Origin of the sequence: Streptomyces sp. SAI-135 (assembly GCF_029893805.1) — a bacterium.
Lineage (GTDB): Bacteria > Actinomycetota > Actinomycetes > Streptomycetales > Streptomycetaceae > Streptomyces.
In genome coordinates, this window is the sequence record NZ_JARXYP010000002.1 from 6,021,232 (window position 1) to 6,036,903 (window position 15,672).

Here is a 15,672-nt window from a genome sequence, read left to right on the forward strand (position 1 = left end):
CGGGGCGTGCCCGCCGACCCACTGCACAGCGCCGGAACGCCACAGCGCAGCACGACGAGCCTGCCGCCGAGCGGCTCGGTGGCGAGCGCGATCGAGGTGCGCAGGAGCAGCCGCCGTCGCCGGACGGTCTCCGCGTACCGCGAGGGCGATCGCACCGTCGTGCTCATCCCTGCCCGGATGTCCGAGGCGGAGGAGCAGCGCTGGGTGAGCGTCATGCTCGACAAGCTGGCCGCCCAGGAGAGCAAGCGGGTCCTCGGCGACAGCGAGCTCTCCGAGCGCGCCCAGCGGCTGTCGGCCCAGTACTTCGACGGCCGGGCACGGCCCGCCTCGGTCCGCTGGGTCACCAACCAGAACACCCGCTGGGGTTCGTGCACCCCGTCCGAGGGCAGCATCCGGCTCTCGCACCGGCTCCAGGGCATGCCGGAGTACGTCGTCGACTACGTCCTGCTCCATGAGCTCGCCCATCTGCTCGTGCCCGGCCACGGGCCCCGTTTCTGGCGGTTGCTGGAGGCCTATCCGCGCACCGAGCGGGCCAAGGGCTACCTCGAGGGCGTGGTCGCCGCGGACCGGTTGCCGCATCTCTCGGACGTCCGCGGAGAGTGACCGACGACCCGAACGGGTTTTTGTACCGGATCTGTACCGACCTCCACCGGTGTCCGAGTTTGCCGTTAGCCTGTCGCGACGCACTCGCATTCGGGATGGGGGACGGTCGTTACGCATGGCCAGGGAATTCCAACGCGGCCACAAGGCCAAGATCAGTGACCTGACCGCGGGCACGGACCTGTACGTGGGCGTACAGATCTCCGGCCCCGGACTGACCTTCGACATCAGCTGCTTCGGCCTCGACGCCGACGAACAGCTCTCGGACGACCGCTACTTCATCTTCTTCAACCAGCCGAAGTCCCCCGAGGACTCCATCCAGCTCCTGGGCGCGCAGTCGGGCGACACGGAGTCGTTCCGGGTCACGCTCGACCGGATTCCGCCGCAGATCCAGAAGCTGTCGTTCACGGCGACCATCGACGGCGCCGGCCAGATGTCGCAGATCGGCCCGGGCTACCTCCGGATCGTCGCCGGCGGCGAGGAAGTGGCCCGGTACCCGTTCGACGGCAGCGAGTTCTCCACCGAGCGGGCCGTGATGGTGGGCGACCTGTATCTGAAGGACGTCTGGCGGTTCGCCGCGGTCGGCCAGGGCTTCGACGGCGGCCTGGACGCGCTGCTGAAGAACTTCGGCGGCGAGGTCGCCGAGGAGGAGCCCGCGTCCGCGCCCCAGCAGCCCGCCGTTCCGGCCCAGTCCCAGGCACCGGCCTTCGCGCCGCCCCCGCAGACCTCCGCTCCCGCCCCTTCGTTCGGCGCGCCGCCGGCCTCCGCGGCCACCCCGTCCGTCCACACCGCTCCGACGGTCGCCGCGCCCGCGCCCGCCGCGCCGACGAGCCCCCAGATGTTCACTCCTCCGGGGCAGACCCCGACACCGCCCGGAGCCCCTCCGGCGGGTCAGTACGCGCCTCCCGGCGCGCCCGCGGGTCAGTTCACGCCTCCGGGCGCCGTCGCCGGTCAGTTCGCGCCCCCCGGCGCGCCCGGCGCCTTCCCCGGCCAGGCGCAGCCCTTCGGCGGCGGCACCCAGCTCGCACCGGTGCCGCCGGAGGCCAACGTCCGGGTGGTGCTCACGAAGTACGCGGAAGCCCCCGTGGGCGACCGCTGGACCGAGCAGAACCAGAACCTGGTGCGGGCCACCCTCACCAAGGACGCGCCCATCCTCGCCAAGCAGGGCAGCATGGTCGCCTACCAGGGCGACATCGACTTCGCCCACAAGGGCTCGGGCCTGCTCGGCAAGCTCACCGGCGCCCTCACCGGCCAGGGCATGTCCCTGATGCGCTGCACCGGCAACGGCGAGGTGTTCCTCGCCGACGAGGCCAGCCGCGTCTTCGTGATCCGCCTCCAGGGCGAGCAGCTCTACACCAGCGCCCAGGGCGTGCTGGCCTTCGACGAGACCCTGGAGACCGAGGTCCGCCGCATCGAAGGCGCGGGACTGCCCGGCGGGGGCTTCTTCAGCATGCTCTTCTCCGGCACCGGAGCGGTCGTCGTCAAGACCCGCGGGGTGCCCGTCGTCCTGCCCGTCGGCGCGGCCACCTACGTCGACGGCAACGCCGTCATCGCCTGGTCGGCCGGCGCGCAGGCGGTCACCACGACCTCGCTCAGGCTGCGCCGCTCCGGGTACGCCCGGCAGACCACCGAGGCCGTGAACCTCCAGTTCCGCGGCGCCCCCGGCAACTTCGTCGTCGTACAGCCCTTCGAGGTGTGAGGCCATGGACTCCCAGACTCTGAGTGCGCACCGCGCCGCCGCGACCGGCGTCCGCATGAGTGTGCACAGCTCCAAGACGCTCAAGGTCACCATGGTCACCGGGCAGGACCTGATCGCCAAGGCCGGCTCCATGATCGCCTACGACGGCTATGTGCAGTTCGACGGGGCGCCCGCGAGCCTGCGCCGCTCGGCGGAGGAGATGGTCACCGGAGAGGGCGGCCGGCTGATGCTGGCCCGCGGCGACGGCGACCTGTACCTCGCCGACTACGGCGGCGACATCCTCGTCCTGCACCTGAACGGCGAGGCATTGTCCGTCAACGGCGCCACCCTGCTGGCCTGCGACGCCTCGCTGGAACTGGCCATCGAGCCGGTCAAGGGACTCGCGAAGCTCTCCGGCTCCGGCCTGACCAACCTCGTCATCAAGGGCACCGGCTGGGTCGCACTGGTCAGCCGGGGCATCCCGATGGCCCTGGACTGCGCCGAACGCGAGACCTACGTCGACCCGGACGCGCTCGTCGCCTGGACGACCGGCCTGGAGATGAAGGCCCGCCGGACCATCAAGGCGAGCGCCCTCATCGGACGCGGCAGCGGCGAGGCCTTCCAGATCGGTTTCAAGGGGCAGGGCTTCGTGGTCGTCCAGCCGAGCGAGGACACCGGCGACCGATTCAAGATCCGGGGCTGAGGGGAGCACTTAGCACCATGCACAGCACACTCTTCGCACACGTCCCGGTCGAGTCGACCGGGCGCTACACCCTGCAGAACCCGCAGCTCCTGAAGACCGACGTCACCCAGGGCAGCAGCCCCGTGCTCGCCCGGCAGGGCGCCATGGTGGCCTTCGAGGGGCAGGTCGAGTTCGACAGCCAGTACCGCAACCGCAGCTGGCGCAACGTCGAGCGGATGACCGGCGAGGGCCTCGACCTCATGCGCTGCAAGGGCAACGGCATCGTCTACCTGGCGAACCTCGCCCAGCACCTGCACATCATGGAGGTCGGCCGCGGCATCACCGTCGACAGCTCCTACATCCTCGCCTTCGACGGCTCCCTCGGCGTCGGCATCGTCGCCGTGGACAGCGCCGTCGAGGTGGCCTCCGCGGGCGCCTACAACCTGGAGCTGTCCGGCTCCGGTCAGGTCGTGCTGATGACCTCGGGCGAACCGCTGGTCCTCGAGGTGGGACCGGACAAGAACGTCTGCGTCGACTCCGACGCCGTCATCGCCTGGTCCACGTCCCTGCGCACCCAGCTCCAGGCGCCGACCTCCACCTCCGGGGTGTGGCGCCGCCGGGGCACGACCGGCGAGGGCTGGGAGATGCACTTCGGCGGCACCGGCCACGTCCTGGTGCAGCCCAGTGAGCTCCTGCCGCCGCAGGGCATGCGCAACGGCGGGGTGCTCGGCCAGTTCGGCATGCGCGGCAACTCCCTCGGGGGCAGCAACAGCTAGGCCCGCGCAAGGGGCGCCCGCCATCGCCGGGCGCCCCTCACAAGAGCGCCGGGAAGAGGCTCACAACCTCGCGCGCGTGGCCTCCAGCAGGCGTACGACGGACTCGTCCGCCACGCCCGCCACCTCGTCGTAGGCGAACCAGCGCACCTCCAGGGACTCCTCGCTGATCGCCGCCACGGCGCCCGCCGGGGCGAGGGCCGCGTACTGGACGTCGAAGTGCCAGTGACAGGGCGCCGGGATGGGGTGCCGGTCGAGGCGGACCGGGCCGCCCGGCAGCAGGGTCAGACCGGCGACACCGGACTCCTCCGTCGCCTCACGCAGGGCGGCCGCCTCCAGGGACGTGTCGGCCGGCTCGCAGTGACCGCCCATCTGGAGCCACATCCGCAACTTCTTGTGGAGGGTGAGCAGGACCTGCCCGCGTGACGGGTCGATCACCAGGGCGCTCGCCGTGATGTGTCCGGCGTGACAAGCCTTCCACACGCCGTCCGGGTGGGCCGCGAGATGGTCCAGATAGGCCTGGCGCAGCTCCTCCTGGTCCTCGTACCCCTTGAGCACGAGGACCGCTTCGTCGTGCAGGCTCACTCGGTGTCGTCGTCCTTCTTCTTCAGGTCGGGCTTGCCGTCCGCCGCCTCGCCGAGCATCTTGTCCAGCTCGGAGAAGTCGAGCTGCTCGCGGTGCACGAAGCCGTCCGGGTCGTCCAGGTCGGAGGCGGTCGGCAGCATGTCCGGGTGGGCCCACAGGCCGTCACGGCCGTCGACACCGCGCGCGTCGGTGAGCGAGGCCCACAGGCGGGAGGCGTCCCGCAGCCGGCGCGGACGCAGCTCCAGACCGATCAGCGTGGCGAAGGTCTGCTCGGCCGGGCCGCCCGAGGCACGCCGGCGGCGCAGGGTCTCGCGCAACGCGTCCGCGGACGACAGACGGGGCTTGGCCGCCGCGTGGACCACCGCGTCCACCCAGCCCTCCACGAGCGCCAGAGCCGTCTCCAGACGGGCCAGGGCGGCCTTCTGCTCCGGGGTGTCCTCCGGCTGGAACATGCCCTGCTGGAGGGCGTCCTGGAGCTGCTCGGGGTTCTGCGGGTCGAACTGGCCGACCACGTCCTCCAGCTTGGCGGTGTCGACCTTGATCCCGCGCGCGTACCCGTCGACCGCGCCGTACAGGTGCGAGCGCAGCCACGGCACGTGCGCGAAGAGGCGCTGGTGGGCGGCCTCGCGCAGGGCGAGATACAGCCGCACCTCGTCCTTGGGGACGCCGAGGTCCTTGCCGAACGCCTCGATGTTCGCCGGCAGCAGCGCGGCCTTCCCGGTCGGGCCCAGCGGCAGGCCGATGTCGGTGGAGCCGACGACCTCACCCGCGAGCACCCCGACGGCCTGCCCGATCTGGGTGCCGAACATGGCGCCACCCATCGAGCGCATCATGCCGATCAGCGGGCCCGCCATGGCCTGCATCTCCTCCGGCAGGACATCGCCCATCGCGGTGCCGACCCGCTCGGCGACCGGGTCGACGAGCTCCTTCCACGCGGGCAGGGTCGCCTCGACCCACTCCGCGCGGGACCACGCCACCGCCGAGCCCGCCCCCGACGGCAGCGACGTCGCGTCGTCGAGCCACAGGTCGGCCAGGCGGACGGCCTCCTGGACCGCGGTGCGCTCGGCGGGGCCGATGCTCGCGTCCTTGGTGCCGTCCGCGGTGCCCTGGGAGACCGTCTGGCGGGCGATCTGCTTGGCCATGTCCCAGTTCACCGGGCCGCCCTCGTACGAGAGCATCTGGCCCAGCTGCTGGAAGGCGGCGCCCAGGTCGGTGGGGTTCAGCGAACCGAACATGGCTGCGAGCGGATTGTCCGCACCGGGGCCGCCAAAGCCTCCGGCTCCGGGCAGACCGCCGAAACCGAACGGGTTGGCCGGTCCCTGACCACCACCGCTCTCCTGGTCCTTCTTCTTGCCCTCGTCGCCGTCGTCCGGCTCCTCCGGCGGAAGGCCGAATCCGAATGGGGTGTCACTCACGGGATTCCTCGGCTGGTAAGGCCACCGGTTGCCTCCGGCGGCGCGGCTGCCCGATAACACCCCCAGCGTAGACACCGACGGCCGTCAGGGCCTCGGTGCTCCGCCGACTCTCCGCCTGCGGCAGGATGGATGCCACCTGGTACGTACGCGTCACTCGCGTTCCTACTGAAGACAACCGCTGGAGACGCCCGGTGAGTTCCCCTGATCCGCAGGTTCGCGCAGCGCGAAACCAGTCAACCAATCCCGCCGCGCGCGGGCCAGTCGTCGCGGTCACCGGTGCCGCGTCCGGCGTTGGAGCGCTGCTCACCGAGCGGCTCGCCGCCTCGGAGGAGATCAAGCAGGTCATCGCGCTCGACGAGCGGCGCGGTGAGTGCGCCGCGGCGCAGTGGCACATCCTGGACGTACGGGATCCGGCCATCGCGGAGAAGCTGCGCGGGGCCGACGTCGTGGTCCATCTGGCGCTCGACCTCGACCTGGAGACCGACCCCGCGGCGCGTACGGCGTACAACGTGCGCGGGACGCAGACCGTGCTGACCGCCGCGGCGGCCGCGGGCGTCCACCGGGTGGTGCTGTGCACCTCCGCGATGGTCTACGGCGCGCTCCCGGACAACGAGCTGCCCCTGTCGGAGGACGCCGAGCTGCGGGCCACCGCGGAGGCGACCGGTGTCGGCGACCTCCTGGAGATCGAACGGCTCGCACGGCGGGCCCCCCGGGCGCACCCGGGGCTCAACGTCACCGTCGTGCGGCCCGCCGTCCTGGTGGGAGGCGGTACCGACACCGCCCTGACCCGGTACTTCGAGTCGCCGCGCCTGCTGGTCGTGGCCGGGTCCCGGCCGGCCTGGCAGTTCTGCCACGTCGAGGACCTGTGCAGCGCTCTGGAGCACGCCGTCCTGGAGAAGGTCGACGGAGAACTCGCCGTCGGGTGCGACGGCTGGCTGGAGCAGGAGGAGATCGAGGAGCTCAGCGGGATCCGCCGGATGGAGCTGCCGTCGGCGGTGGCGCTGGGGGCGGCGGCCCGGCTGCACCGGATCGGGCTGACCCCGTCTCCCGCGGGCGATCTGGCGTACACGATGTATCCCTGGGTGGTGAGCGGGAGCCGGCTGCACGACGCCGGGTGGCGGCCGCGGTGGACCAACGAGGAGGTGCTCGCGGAGCTGCTGGAGGAGGTCGCCGGGCGGCACACGGTCGCCGGGCGGCGGCTGGGGCGCAAGGACGCGACGGCGGCGGGGGCCGCGGGTGCGACGGTCGCGCTGCTGGGTGCGGCGGCTGTCGTACGGCGGGCTCGGAAGGCTCGGCGGAGGATCTGAGGGGCGCCTTGGGGTGCCGCGTGCGGTTGGTCGGCGGCTGCGGGTGTGTTGTGGCTGGTCGCGCAGTTCCCCGCGCCCTGGGTTGGTGCAAGTACCCGCGACGGAATGTGCCCGCCTGTATGAAAGCTCTATTCCTGGCCGATCCCGGCGTGCGGCACGATGGACGTATGGCACCTACCTTCGATCACCCCGGTGAGCAGACCGCCGATGAGCCGATCAAGCTCATCGGTGTCCGTGAGACCCCCCTCTCCCTCGACGAGGTCTTCCGGGCCGTCGGGGACGACGCCGCCGGGGGGACCGCGCTGTTCGTCGGGACCGTCAGGAACCACGACGGGGGCGCCGACGTCGACAAGCTCGGCTACTCGTGCCACCCCAGTGCCGAGACAGAGATGCGCAGGGTCGCCGAGAAGGTCGTCGCCGAGTTCCCGGTGCGGGCCCTGGCCGCCGTGCATCGGGTCGGTGATCTCGGGGTCGGTGATCTCGCCGTCGTCGTCGCCGTGTCGTGTCCGCACCGGGGCGAGGCGTTCGAGGCCTGCCGGAAGCTGATCGACGATCTCAAGCACGAGGTGCCGATCTGGAAGCACCAGACGTTCTCCGACGGCACGGAGGAATGGGTCGGCGCCTGCTGAACCCTTCCTTCACCCCTCCGGTCGCGTAACCGCCCCCCTGGCATGAGCGTTGTCGGTGCGGCGGGTTAATCTGCTGATCAGTCAGTTTTCGCGGTCGCTCAGTGTGGGGTCGGGAGGTCGGCATGGGGGCGCTTGTCTGGTTGTTGATTCCGTTGTTGGCCGCGATCGCCGCCGGGCTGTGGGGCAGCTGGGCCAACCGGACCCGCAAGGTGCGCAGCGACGGCCCCGAGCTCGACGGGTACGCCCGTTTCCGCGCCGCCATGGAGAAGTCGCACTCCGGCACCTGACGTCCGAGGTGACGGCGGCGCCCTGACGATGGTCCGACAGGAGCGTCCCGTACTGTCGTGCCATGCCACGCCGCACCGCGACGATGCTCGCCTCCACCCTGATGCTGATCGCGCTTCTCTGCGCGGGAGTCTTCATCAAAGTGCCCTACGCCGAGATGTCACCGGGCCCCACGGTGAACACCCTCGGGGACCACGGCGGCGAGCCGGTGCTCCAGATCTCCGGTCGCAAGACGTATCCGACGAGCGGCCACCTGAACATGACCACCGTCCGGGTCACCAGCGCCGACTACAAGATGAACCTCGTCGAGGCCGTGTACGGCTGGCTCGCGCACGACAACAAGGTCGTCCCGCACGACACCCTCTACCCGGACGGCAAGACCGAGGAGCAGTCGACCCAGGAGAACGCCGAGGAGTTCAGCCAGTCCCAGGAGAGCGCCAAGGTCGCCGCCCTGAAGGAGCTGGACGTCCCGGTGCAGTCCTGGGTGATCGTCTCGACCGTCGTCAAGGACTCCCCGGCCGAGGGCAGGCTCCACGCCGGTGACGTGATCAAGGCCGTCGACGGCACGGCGGTCAAGGCGCCGGGTGACGTCGCCAAGCTGGTGACCAAGCACAAGCCGGGCGAGAACGTCGTCTTCACGATCGTGCCCGCCAAGGAGCAGGCCGCCGCCGAGAAGGCCAACAGGGCGGCGACGAAGACCGAGAAGGTCACCGTCACCACCAGGACGTCCGACGACGACGGCGCCGAGCGGGCCATCGTCGGGATCGCCGCCGGGACCGACCACACCTTCCCGTTCACCATCGACATCAAGCTCGCCGACGTCGGTGGCCCGAGCGCCGGTCTGATGTTCGCGCTCGGCATCTACGACAAGCTCACCCCGGGCAGCCTGACCGGCGGCAAGTTCGTCGCCGGCACCGGCACCATCGACGACGACGGCAAGGTCGGCCCGATCGGCGGCATCGAGATGAAGACGGTCGGCGCGCGCGACAAGGGCGCCCAGTACTTCCTGACGCCCGCCGACAACTGCGCGGCCGCCGCCAAGGACACCCCGGGCGGGCTCACCCTGGTCAAGGTGAACACCATCGAGGACGCCCTCGGCGCGCTCAAGGACATCCGCGAGGGCAAGACCTCCGACCTGCCGAAGTGCACCAGGAGCTAGCCGGCCGGGCTACTCCTCGAAGGTCGCCGACAGCGCCTCCGCGAGGCCCGGGACCAGGTCGCCGCCCGTGAGGACCTCCGTGGGCGAGTCCTTCTCGCGCAGCCGCAGCGCCGAGTCGCGGGTGCCGTCCCGCAGCACCGCCACCGTCATGCGGACCTCCTGACGGTCCGGGTGCCCGGCGACCCACTTGGCCAGCTTGGCCTCGCTCAGCCCCTGCGGGACGGACGCCTCGGCGGACGGCGGCAGCATCAGGCGCTCCACGGTGAGCGCGCAGCCGACCACCGCGTCGGGCCAGGCGATGGTGCCGAGGAACTCGTCGAGCGGCTTGCCCGCGGGAATCTCGTCCTGCTCGATGGGGGTGAAGCCCGCGGACTCCTGCCCCTCCTGCAGACCGAGCTGGCCGGCGAGGGCGGGTTCCTGGGCGCGCAGCCGGGCGGTGTCGACGAGGGCGAAGAGGCGGGCGGGCTGGTCCCAGCCGAGGCCGGAGGCGTACTCGTCGATCTCGAGAACGGCCCGGGTGAGCGGGTTCGCCGCCATGGGGGTGTTGGACATGGTCACAATCCTGCCTCGTTCGTCACCTGAATCGGGAACCGAGTAAACGGTGAGTAAGTTGCATAGGTGTGGGCCCGCGATCACGGGGGGCCACCCAGGGCCCGCGAACACGAGGGCCTGACGGATCGACAGTGACTTCGAGGTGCGCACCTTGGCTTTCCAGATGCCGGACCGCGGCGGAGGCCCGACAGGGCCGCGGATGAGAGTGGGCCGCCCGTCCCGGCGTGCCAGGACCCTGCTCATGACGCTGGGCGTCCTTGCCGTCCTCGGCATGGCGTTCACCATGTTCGCGGGCTTCTGGACGGACTGGCTCTGGTACCGCTCGGTGAACTACTCCTCCGTGTTCACCACCACCCTGTGGACCAAGATCGGGCTGTTCTTCGTCTTCGGTGTGCTGATGGCCCTCGCGGTCGGCTTCAACATCTGGCTGGCCCACCGGCTGCGCCCGCCGCTGAGCGCCATGTCGATGGAGCAGCAGAACCTCGACCGCTACCGCATGGGCATCGCGCCGTACAAGAAGTGGCTGCTGCTCGGGATCGTCTCCCTGGTCGGGCTGATCGCCGGCGCCTCCGCCTCCAGCCAGTGGCGGACCTGGCTGATGTGGGTCAACGGCGTGTCCTTCGGCGAGAAGGACCCGCAGTTCCACCTCGACATCTCCTTCTACACCTTCGACCTGCCCTGGTACCGGTTCCTGCTCGGCTTCGGCTTCGCCGCCGCGATCCTCTCGGTGATCGCCGCCGCGCTCACCCACTACCTGTACGGCGGTCTGCGGATCACCTCCCCGGGCGCGCGGGCGACGGCCGCCGCGACCGGGCACCTGTCGGTGCTGCTCGGTGTCTTCGTCGCCCTGAAGGCGGTCGCGTACTGGCTCGACCGGTACGGCCTCGCGGTCAAGTCCAGCGACTTCAAGGCGACCGACAGCTGGACCGGCCTCCGGTACGTCGACGCCAACGCCTATCTGCCGGCCAAGACGATCCTGTTCTGCATCGCGGTCATCTGCGCCCTGCTGTTCTTCGCCACCCTGTGGCGGCGCACCTGGCAGCTGCCCGTGATCGGCTTCGGCCTGATGGTGCTCTCGGCGATCCTCATCGGCGGGCTCTACCCGGCGATCGTCCAGAAGTTCCAGGTCCAGCCGAACGAGCAGGCCAAGGAAGCGCCGTACGTCGAGAAGAACCTCAAGGCGACGCGTGAGGCGTACGGCATCGACGACGCCTCGGTGACCGAGTACGACGGCAAGCCCACCACCACGGACAAGACCAAGCTGCGCGACGACGTCGACGCCACGGCGAGCATCCGGGTCGTGGACCCCAACGTGGTCTCGCCGACGTTCCAGCAGCTCCAGCAGATGCGGAACTACTACGCGTTCCCGACGAACCTGGACGTCGACCGGTACAGCAAGGACGGCAAGAACGCCGGGGATCAAGACACGGTCATCGGGCTGCGCGAGCTGAACCTCGCGGGCATCCCGAAGAACAACTGGATCAACGACCACTTCCGCTACACCCACGGGTACGGCGTGGTCGCCGCGAAGGGCACCGAGGCCGACGACGAGGGCCGCCCGGTCTTCACCGAGTCCAACCTGCCCTCGCAGGGCGACCTCGGGACGTACCAGCAGCGCGTCTACTACGGCGAGAAGACCACCGAGTACTCGATCGTCGGCGGTCCCCAGAAGGAGATCGACTACTCCGACGACTCCGGCGAGAAGACCTACAGCTACAAGGCCAAGAGCGGGGTCAACCTCTCCAACCCGGTCAACCGGGCCGCGTACGCGGTGGCGTTCAGCGAGCCGCAGATCCTCTACTCCGGAGCGATCGGCGAGGGCTCGCGGATCCTGTACAACCGCACGCCCAAGCAGCGCGTCGAGGCGGTCGCGCCCTGGCTGACCATCGACGGCGACGCCTATCCGGCGGTCGTCAACGGCAAGATCCAGTGGATCGTCGACGCCTACACGACGACCAACGGATACCCGTACTCCTCGCGTACGACCCTCGGTGACACCACGGCCGACTCGCTGACCGCGACGAACAACCAGCGTGCGGTGGTGGCCCAGCAGAACCAGGTCAACTACATCCGCAACTCGGTGAAGGCGACCGTCGACGCGTACACCGGCGAGGTCAAGCTCTACCAGTGGGACACCAAGGACCCGGTCCTCAAGACCTGGATGAAAGCGTTCCCGGGCACGGTGGAGTCCAAGAAGGACATCTCCACCGACCTGATGGCCCATCTGCGGTACCCGCAGGACCTGTTCAAGGTCCAGCGTGAACTGCTGGCGCGTTACCACGTCGAGGACGCGGACACCTTCCTCAGCGGCAGCGAGGTGTGGCAGGTGCCGGACGACCCGACCAACAAGTCGGGCGACGCGGTGCCGCCGTACTACCTGAGCATGAAGATGCCCGACCAGCAGGCACAGGCGTTCTCCCTCACGACGACGTTCACGCCCAACGGCCGGGACAACCTCAGCGCGTTCATGTCGGTCGACGCCGAGGCGGGCACCAGCGACTACGGCAAGATCAGAATCCTGAAACTGCCGACCAACACCACGGTCAACGGGCCCAAACAGGTGCAGAGCCAGTTCAACTCCGAACAGGACATCGCCGAGACCATCAGCCTCCTCAACAGAGGCGACTCCAATGTGGAGTACGGCAATCTGCTGACGGTGCCCCTCGACGGAGGACTGCTCTACGTGGAGCCGGTCTACGTACGCGGTGGTGGACTCAAGTACCCGCTGCTGCGCAAGGTGTTGGTGACCTACGGAGGCAACACCGCCTTCGAGGACACCCTGGACGAGGCCCTGAACAAGGTGTTCGGAGCGACCGGTTCGACGACTCGGCCACCGGACGACGACGGCGGGACCACCAAGCCGCCGCCGACCTCCGCCGACCCGACGGTCCAACAGGCGCTGGACGACGCCCAGAAGGCCTTCGAGGCCGGCCAGGAAGCCCTGAAGAAGGGCGACTGGGAGGCGTACGGCCGGGCCCAGGCGGACCTGGAGGACGCGCTCAAGCGCGCTGAGGACGCGCAGTCCGCGGCGGACAAGGGCAGCGGCAGCAGCGCCAAGCCCAGTAGCAGTGCGAGTCCCAGCGCCAAGCCCAGCAGCAGCCCCAGCGGCTGATCAGCCGCTGGTGGAACGCCCACCCCCGCGCCGTGATACGGTTGCAACACAACGGCGCGGGGTGGAGCAGCTCGGTAGCTCGCTGGGCTCATAACCCAGAGGTCGCAGGTTCAAATCCTGTCCCCGCTACTGCAATCGAAGGCCCGGATCCTTTCAGGATCCGGGCCTTCGTGATGTGCGAACGCATGTGCCGGGCAGGTGACGGCCGCGCCGCCGACGGCAGTTGGGGGGAACTGTGTTTCACTTGTCGTTCTGTGGGCATGTCGACAAAACGCTGAAGTGACCTCACTGGCTGCGGTATACCAGGTGTACCCAGGTTGCAGGTGGTGCGACGATGGACGTTATGGGGGACAAGGCAACTCTGTTCGAGACAGGGCGTTTTGTGCAACCTTCCGGGCGGGACGGGGCCGGGGAGGCGGATGACGACGCCGCCGAGGAGGTCCGGCAGCGCCTGGCCGCCGAAGCCGGTGACGTCGAGGCGATGAGCGTCCTCGGCGCCCTCCTGCTGCGCCGCGGTGATCTCGACGGAGCCGAGCCCCATCTGCGTGCCGCCACCGCCGCGGGCGACCGGGCCGCCGCCAACAACCTCGGCGTCCTGCTGCACCAGCGCGGATACGCCGACGACGCAGCCGGCTGGTGGCGGATCGCCGCCGTCGCCGGATCGGCCGCGGCCGCGCACGCGCTGGGGCGCCACCACCGTGAGCGGGGCGACGAGCCCGCCGCCGAGTACTGGCTGCGCCAGTCCGCCGAGCAGGGACACGCGCTGGGCGCCTACGCGCTCGCCGATCTGCTGGAGCACCGCGGGGACGCGGGCGCCGAGCAGTGGATGCGGATCGCCGCCGAGCGCGGGCACCGGGAGGCCGCCTACCGGCTGGCCCGCTCGCTCGACCGCAGACTGGGTCCCGAGGGGGACGTAGGGGACGACCAGGGCGCCGGGGCCGAGGCCGAGCAGTGGTACCGGCAGGCCGCCGCGCGCGGGCACCGGCGGGCGGCACTGCACCTCGGGGCGATCCTGGAGCGGCGCGGGGCCCTCAAGGAGGCCGGCCGCTGGTACCTGACGTCCGCGAAGGACGGCGAGGCGCGGGCCGCCTGCGCGCTCGGGTTCCTGCTGCGGGACGCCGGTGACACCGAGAGCGCCGCCGTGTGGTGGCTGCGCGCCGCCCAGGACGGGGACGGCAACGCGGCCAACGCGCTGGGCGCCCTGCACGCCGAGCGCGGCGAGCCGCAGACCGCCGAGCGGTGGTACCGGGCGGCGATGGACGCAGGCGACGACAACGGCGCGTACAACCTCGGGCTCCTCTGCGCCGAGCAGGGGCGGACCGCGCAGGCCGAGCAGTGGTACCGGCGGGCCGCGTACGCGGGGCACCGGGAGGCGGCCAACGCTCTGGCCATCCTGCTGCTCCAGGGCGGGGACACGGCCGGGGCCGAGCCGTGGTTCTCCAAGGCCGCGGAGGCCGGGAGCGTGGACGCCGCGTTCAACCTCGGCATCCTGTTCGCCGGCCGCGGCGAGGAGGCCGTCGCGCTGCGCTGGTACGAGCGGGCCGCGGCCGCCGGGCACACCGAGGCCGCGCTCCAGGTGGGCATCGCCCGGCTGCGGGACGGGGACGAGGCCGGCGCCGAGCGGCACCTGCGCTGTGCGGCGGGGGGCGGCAGCGCGGAGGCCGCGTACCGGCTGGCGACCGTGCTGGACGCCCGGCGGCCGCCGGTGCCCGCGCACACGCTCGGGGAGCCGGTGGACACGGAGAAGAGCGAGTGCGAGGAGTGGTACGAGCGCGCGGCCTCCCAGGGGCACCGCCGGGCCCAGGTGCGGGTGGGCATGCTCGCGGCCGCTCGGGGTGACGTCGTGGAGGCGGCCCGCTGGTACCGGGAGGCCGCGGAGGCGGGTTCCCGCAACGGCGCGTTCAACCTGGGGCTGCTGCTCGCCCGGGAGGGGAGCGAGCCGGAGGCCGCCGTGTGGTGGGCTCGGGCCGCCGACGCGGGGCACGGACGGGCGGCGTTGCGGCTGGCCCTGGTCTACGCGCGTCGGGGCGAGCTCGCCGAGGGACAGCGGTGGGCCGACCGGGCGGTGGCCCTGGGGCCCGCCGAGGTGTCGGAGCGTGCGGCCCGGTTGCGGGACGCGCTGCGTGAGGAGCTGTCGGCGTAACGGAGTGTGAGGTGTGCCTCGGCAAAGCGATTTGCCTCTGGCCTCACCCTTCACGTAACGTTGCATTCATCGACGCGGGGTGGAGCAGCTCGGTAGCTCGCTGGGCTCATAACCCAGAGGTCGCAGGTTCAAATCCTGTCCCCGCTACTGAAGGCCGAGGGCCGGAATCCGAAAGGTTTCCGGCCCTCGGTGTTTTTCGGGGACGGTGGCACCGCGGGCAGCACGAAGCCCCGGCGTCCGCGAGGGATGCCGGGGCTTCGGTGCGAGCTGTTACGCCGCCGCGCAGTTCGGGCAGACGCCCCGGTACGTCACCTCGACGTCCGAGACGGTGAAGCCGAACCGCTCCGAGTCGGGCAGGTCGGCCATCGGGTTGCCCGTGGGGTGCACGTCCCGGATGGCGCCGCACTGGGCGCAGACCAGGTGGTGGTGCGGCCGGTGGGCGTTCGGGTCGTACCTCTTGGCGCGCTTGTCGGTGGCGACTTCGAGCACCTCGCCGAGGGAGACCAGCTCGCCCAGCGTGTTGTAGACGGTCGCCCGGGAGATCTCGGGCAGCTTGGCCACGGCGCGTGCGTGGACCTCGTCGGCCGTCAGATGGACGTGTTCGCCGTCGAGGACCTCGGCCACGACGCGCCGCTGCGCGGTCATCCGCCATCCGCGGCCGCGCAGTCGTTCCAGAAGGTCGCTCATGCTCACCAGCCTAACAGCTGGAGACCAGAATCCGAACGGGTGTGAGTTTGGAGAGCTACTCGATT

The 15,672-nt window shown here is 70.7% G+C and carries 14 protein-coding genes and 2 tRNA genes; 12 read left to right on the forward strand and 4 right to left on the reverse strand.

Annotated features, from left to right (window positions below):
- Nucleotides 1–6 precede the first annotated feature (6 nt).
- The 4 genes from M2163_RS31885 (at nt 7) to M2163_RS31900 (ending at nt 3,736) form a co-directional block, all read left to right on the forward strand.
- Complete coding sequence (locus M2163_RS31885) at nt 7–603, forward strand: M48 family metallopeptidase (RefSeq protein WP_280849444.1); 597 nt, start codon at nt 7–9, stop codon at nt 601–603.
- Between the two features lie 115 nt (nt 604–718).
- Nucleotides 719–2,299, forward strand: a complete 1,581-nt coding sequence (locus M2163_RS31890) for a TerD family protein (protein WP_280849443.1) — start codon at nt 719–721, stop codon at nt 2,297–2,299.
- 4 nt (nt 2,300–2,303) lie between these two features.
- Nucleotides 2,304–2,981 (forward strand): AIM24 family protein, encoded by a 678-nt coding sequence (locus tag M2163_RS31895; protein WP_053847938.1) that lies wholly within the window; start codon nt 2,304–2,306, stop codon nt 2,979–2,981.
- Between the two features lie 17 nt (nt 2,982–2,998).
- On the forward strand, nt 2,999–3,736 hold the full coding sequence (locus M2163_RS31900) for an AIM24 family protein (RefSeq protein WP_280849442.1): 738 nt from the start codon (nt 2,999–3,001) through the stop codon (nt 3,734–3,736).
- Nucleotides 3,737–3,796: 60 nt separating this feature from the next.
- Here the strand turns inward: M2163_RS31900 and M2163_RS31905 are convergent, their stop codons facing one another.
- Both M2163_RS31905 and M2163_RS31910 read right to left on the reverse strand, forming a co-directional pair.
- Complete coding sequence (locus M2163_RS31905; RefSeq protein ID WP_280849441.1) at nt 3,797–4,318, reverse strand: NUDIX hydrolase; 522 nt, start codon at nt 4,316–4,318, stop codon at nt 3,797–3,799.
- Complete coding sequence (locus M2163_RS31910; RefSeq protein WP_280849440.1) at nt 4,315–5,733, reverse strand: zinc-dependent metalloprotease; 1,419 nt, start codon at nt 5,731–5,733, stop codon at nt 4,315–4,317. Before M2163_RS31910 ends, M2163_RS31905 begins: the two co-directional genes overlap by 4 nt.
- A 191-nt stretch (nt 5,734–5,924) precedes the next feature.
- On the opposite strand from M2163_RS31910, the gene M2163_RS31915 reads away from it, so the two are divergent.
- The 4 genes from M2163_RS31915 to M2163_RS31930 all read left to right on the forward strand — a co-directional run bounded on the left by M2163_RS31915 (nt 5,925) and on the right by M2163_RS31930 (nt 9,113).
- Nucleotides 5,925–7,040 (forward strand): SDR family oxidoreductase, encoded by a 1,116-nt coding sequence (locus M2163_RS31915; protein ID WP_280849439.1) that lies wholly within the window; start codon nt 5,925–5,927, stop codon nt 7,038–7,040.
- A 167-nt stretch (nt 7,041–7,207) separates the two neighbouring features.
- The gene (locus M2163_RS31920; RefSeq protein WP_280895698.1) at nt 7,208–7,669 is read left to right on the forward strand and encodes a molybdenum cofactor biosynthesis protein MoaE; all 462 of its coding nucleotides are present in this window, start codon (nt 7,208–7,210) and stop codon (nt 7,667–7,669) included.
- A gap of 122 nt (nt 7,670–7,791) precedes the next feature.
- Complete coding sequence (locus tag M2163_RS31925) at nt 7,792–7,956, forward strand: hypothetical protein (RefSeq protein WP_280849437.1); 165 nt, start codon at nt 7,792–7,794, stop codon at nt 7,954–7,956.
- Nucleotides 7,957–8,018: 62 nt separating this feature from the next.
- Nucleotides 8,019–9,113, forward strand: coding sequence for a PDZ domain-containing protein (locus M2163_RS31930; RefSeq protein WP_280895699.1), 1,095 nt, complete (start codon nt 8,019–8,021; stop codon nt 9,111–9,113).
- 9 nt (nt 9,114–9,122) lie between these two features.
- Here M2163_RS31930 and M2163_RS31935 read toward each other — a convergent pair whose 3' ends face one another.
- Nucleotides 9,123–9,665 carry a PPA1309 family protein gene (locus M2163_RS31935; RefSeq protein WP_280849435.1) on the reverse strand — a complete coding sequence of 181 codons (543 nt, stop codon included), beginning with the start codon at nt 9,663–9,665 and terminating at the stop codon, nt 9,123–9,125.
- A gap of 163 nt (nt 9,666–9,828) precedes the next feature.
- Between M2163_RS31935 and M2163_RS31940 the strand changes: the two genes are divergently transcribed.
- From M2163_RS31940 to M2163_RS31955, 4 genes are all read left to right on the forward strand, one after another.
- A complete protein-coding gene (locus M2163_RS31940) occupies nt 9,829–12,777 on the forward strand; it encodes a UPF0182 family protein (protein WP_280897348.1) in 2,949 nt (982 codons plus the stop codon).
- A 55-nt stretch (nt 12,778–12,832) separates the two neighbouring features.
- Nucleotides 12,833–12,906, forward strand: a tRNA-Met gene (locus M2163_RS31945).
- A gap of 205 nt (nt 12,907–13,111) precedes the next feature.
- Nucleotides 13,112–14,920, forward strand: a complete 1,809-nt coding sequence (locus M2163_RS31950; RefSeq protein WP_280849434.1) for a tetratricopeptide repeat protein — start codon at nt 13,112–13,114, stop codon at nt 14,918–14,920.
- 73 nt (nt 14,921–14,993) lie between these two features.
- A tRNA-Met gene (locus tag M2163_RS31955) sits at nt 14,994–15,067 on the forward strand.
- A 123-nt stretch (nt 15,068–15,190) separates the two neighbouring features.
- Here M2163_RS31955 and M2163_RS31960 read toward each other — a convergent pair.
- Nucleotides 15,191–15,607, reverse strand: coding sequence for a Fur family transcriptional regulator (locus M2163_RS31960; RefSeq protein ID WP_037720110.1), 417 nt, complete (start codon nt 15,605–15,607; stop codon nt 15,191–15,193).
- Nucleotides 15,608–15,672: the final 65 nt, after the last annotated feature.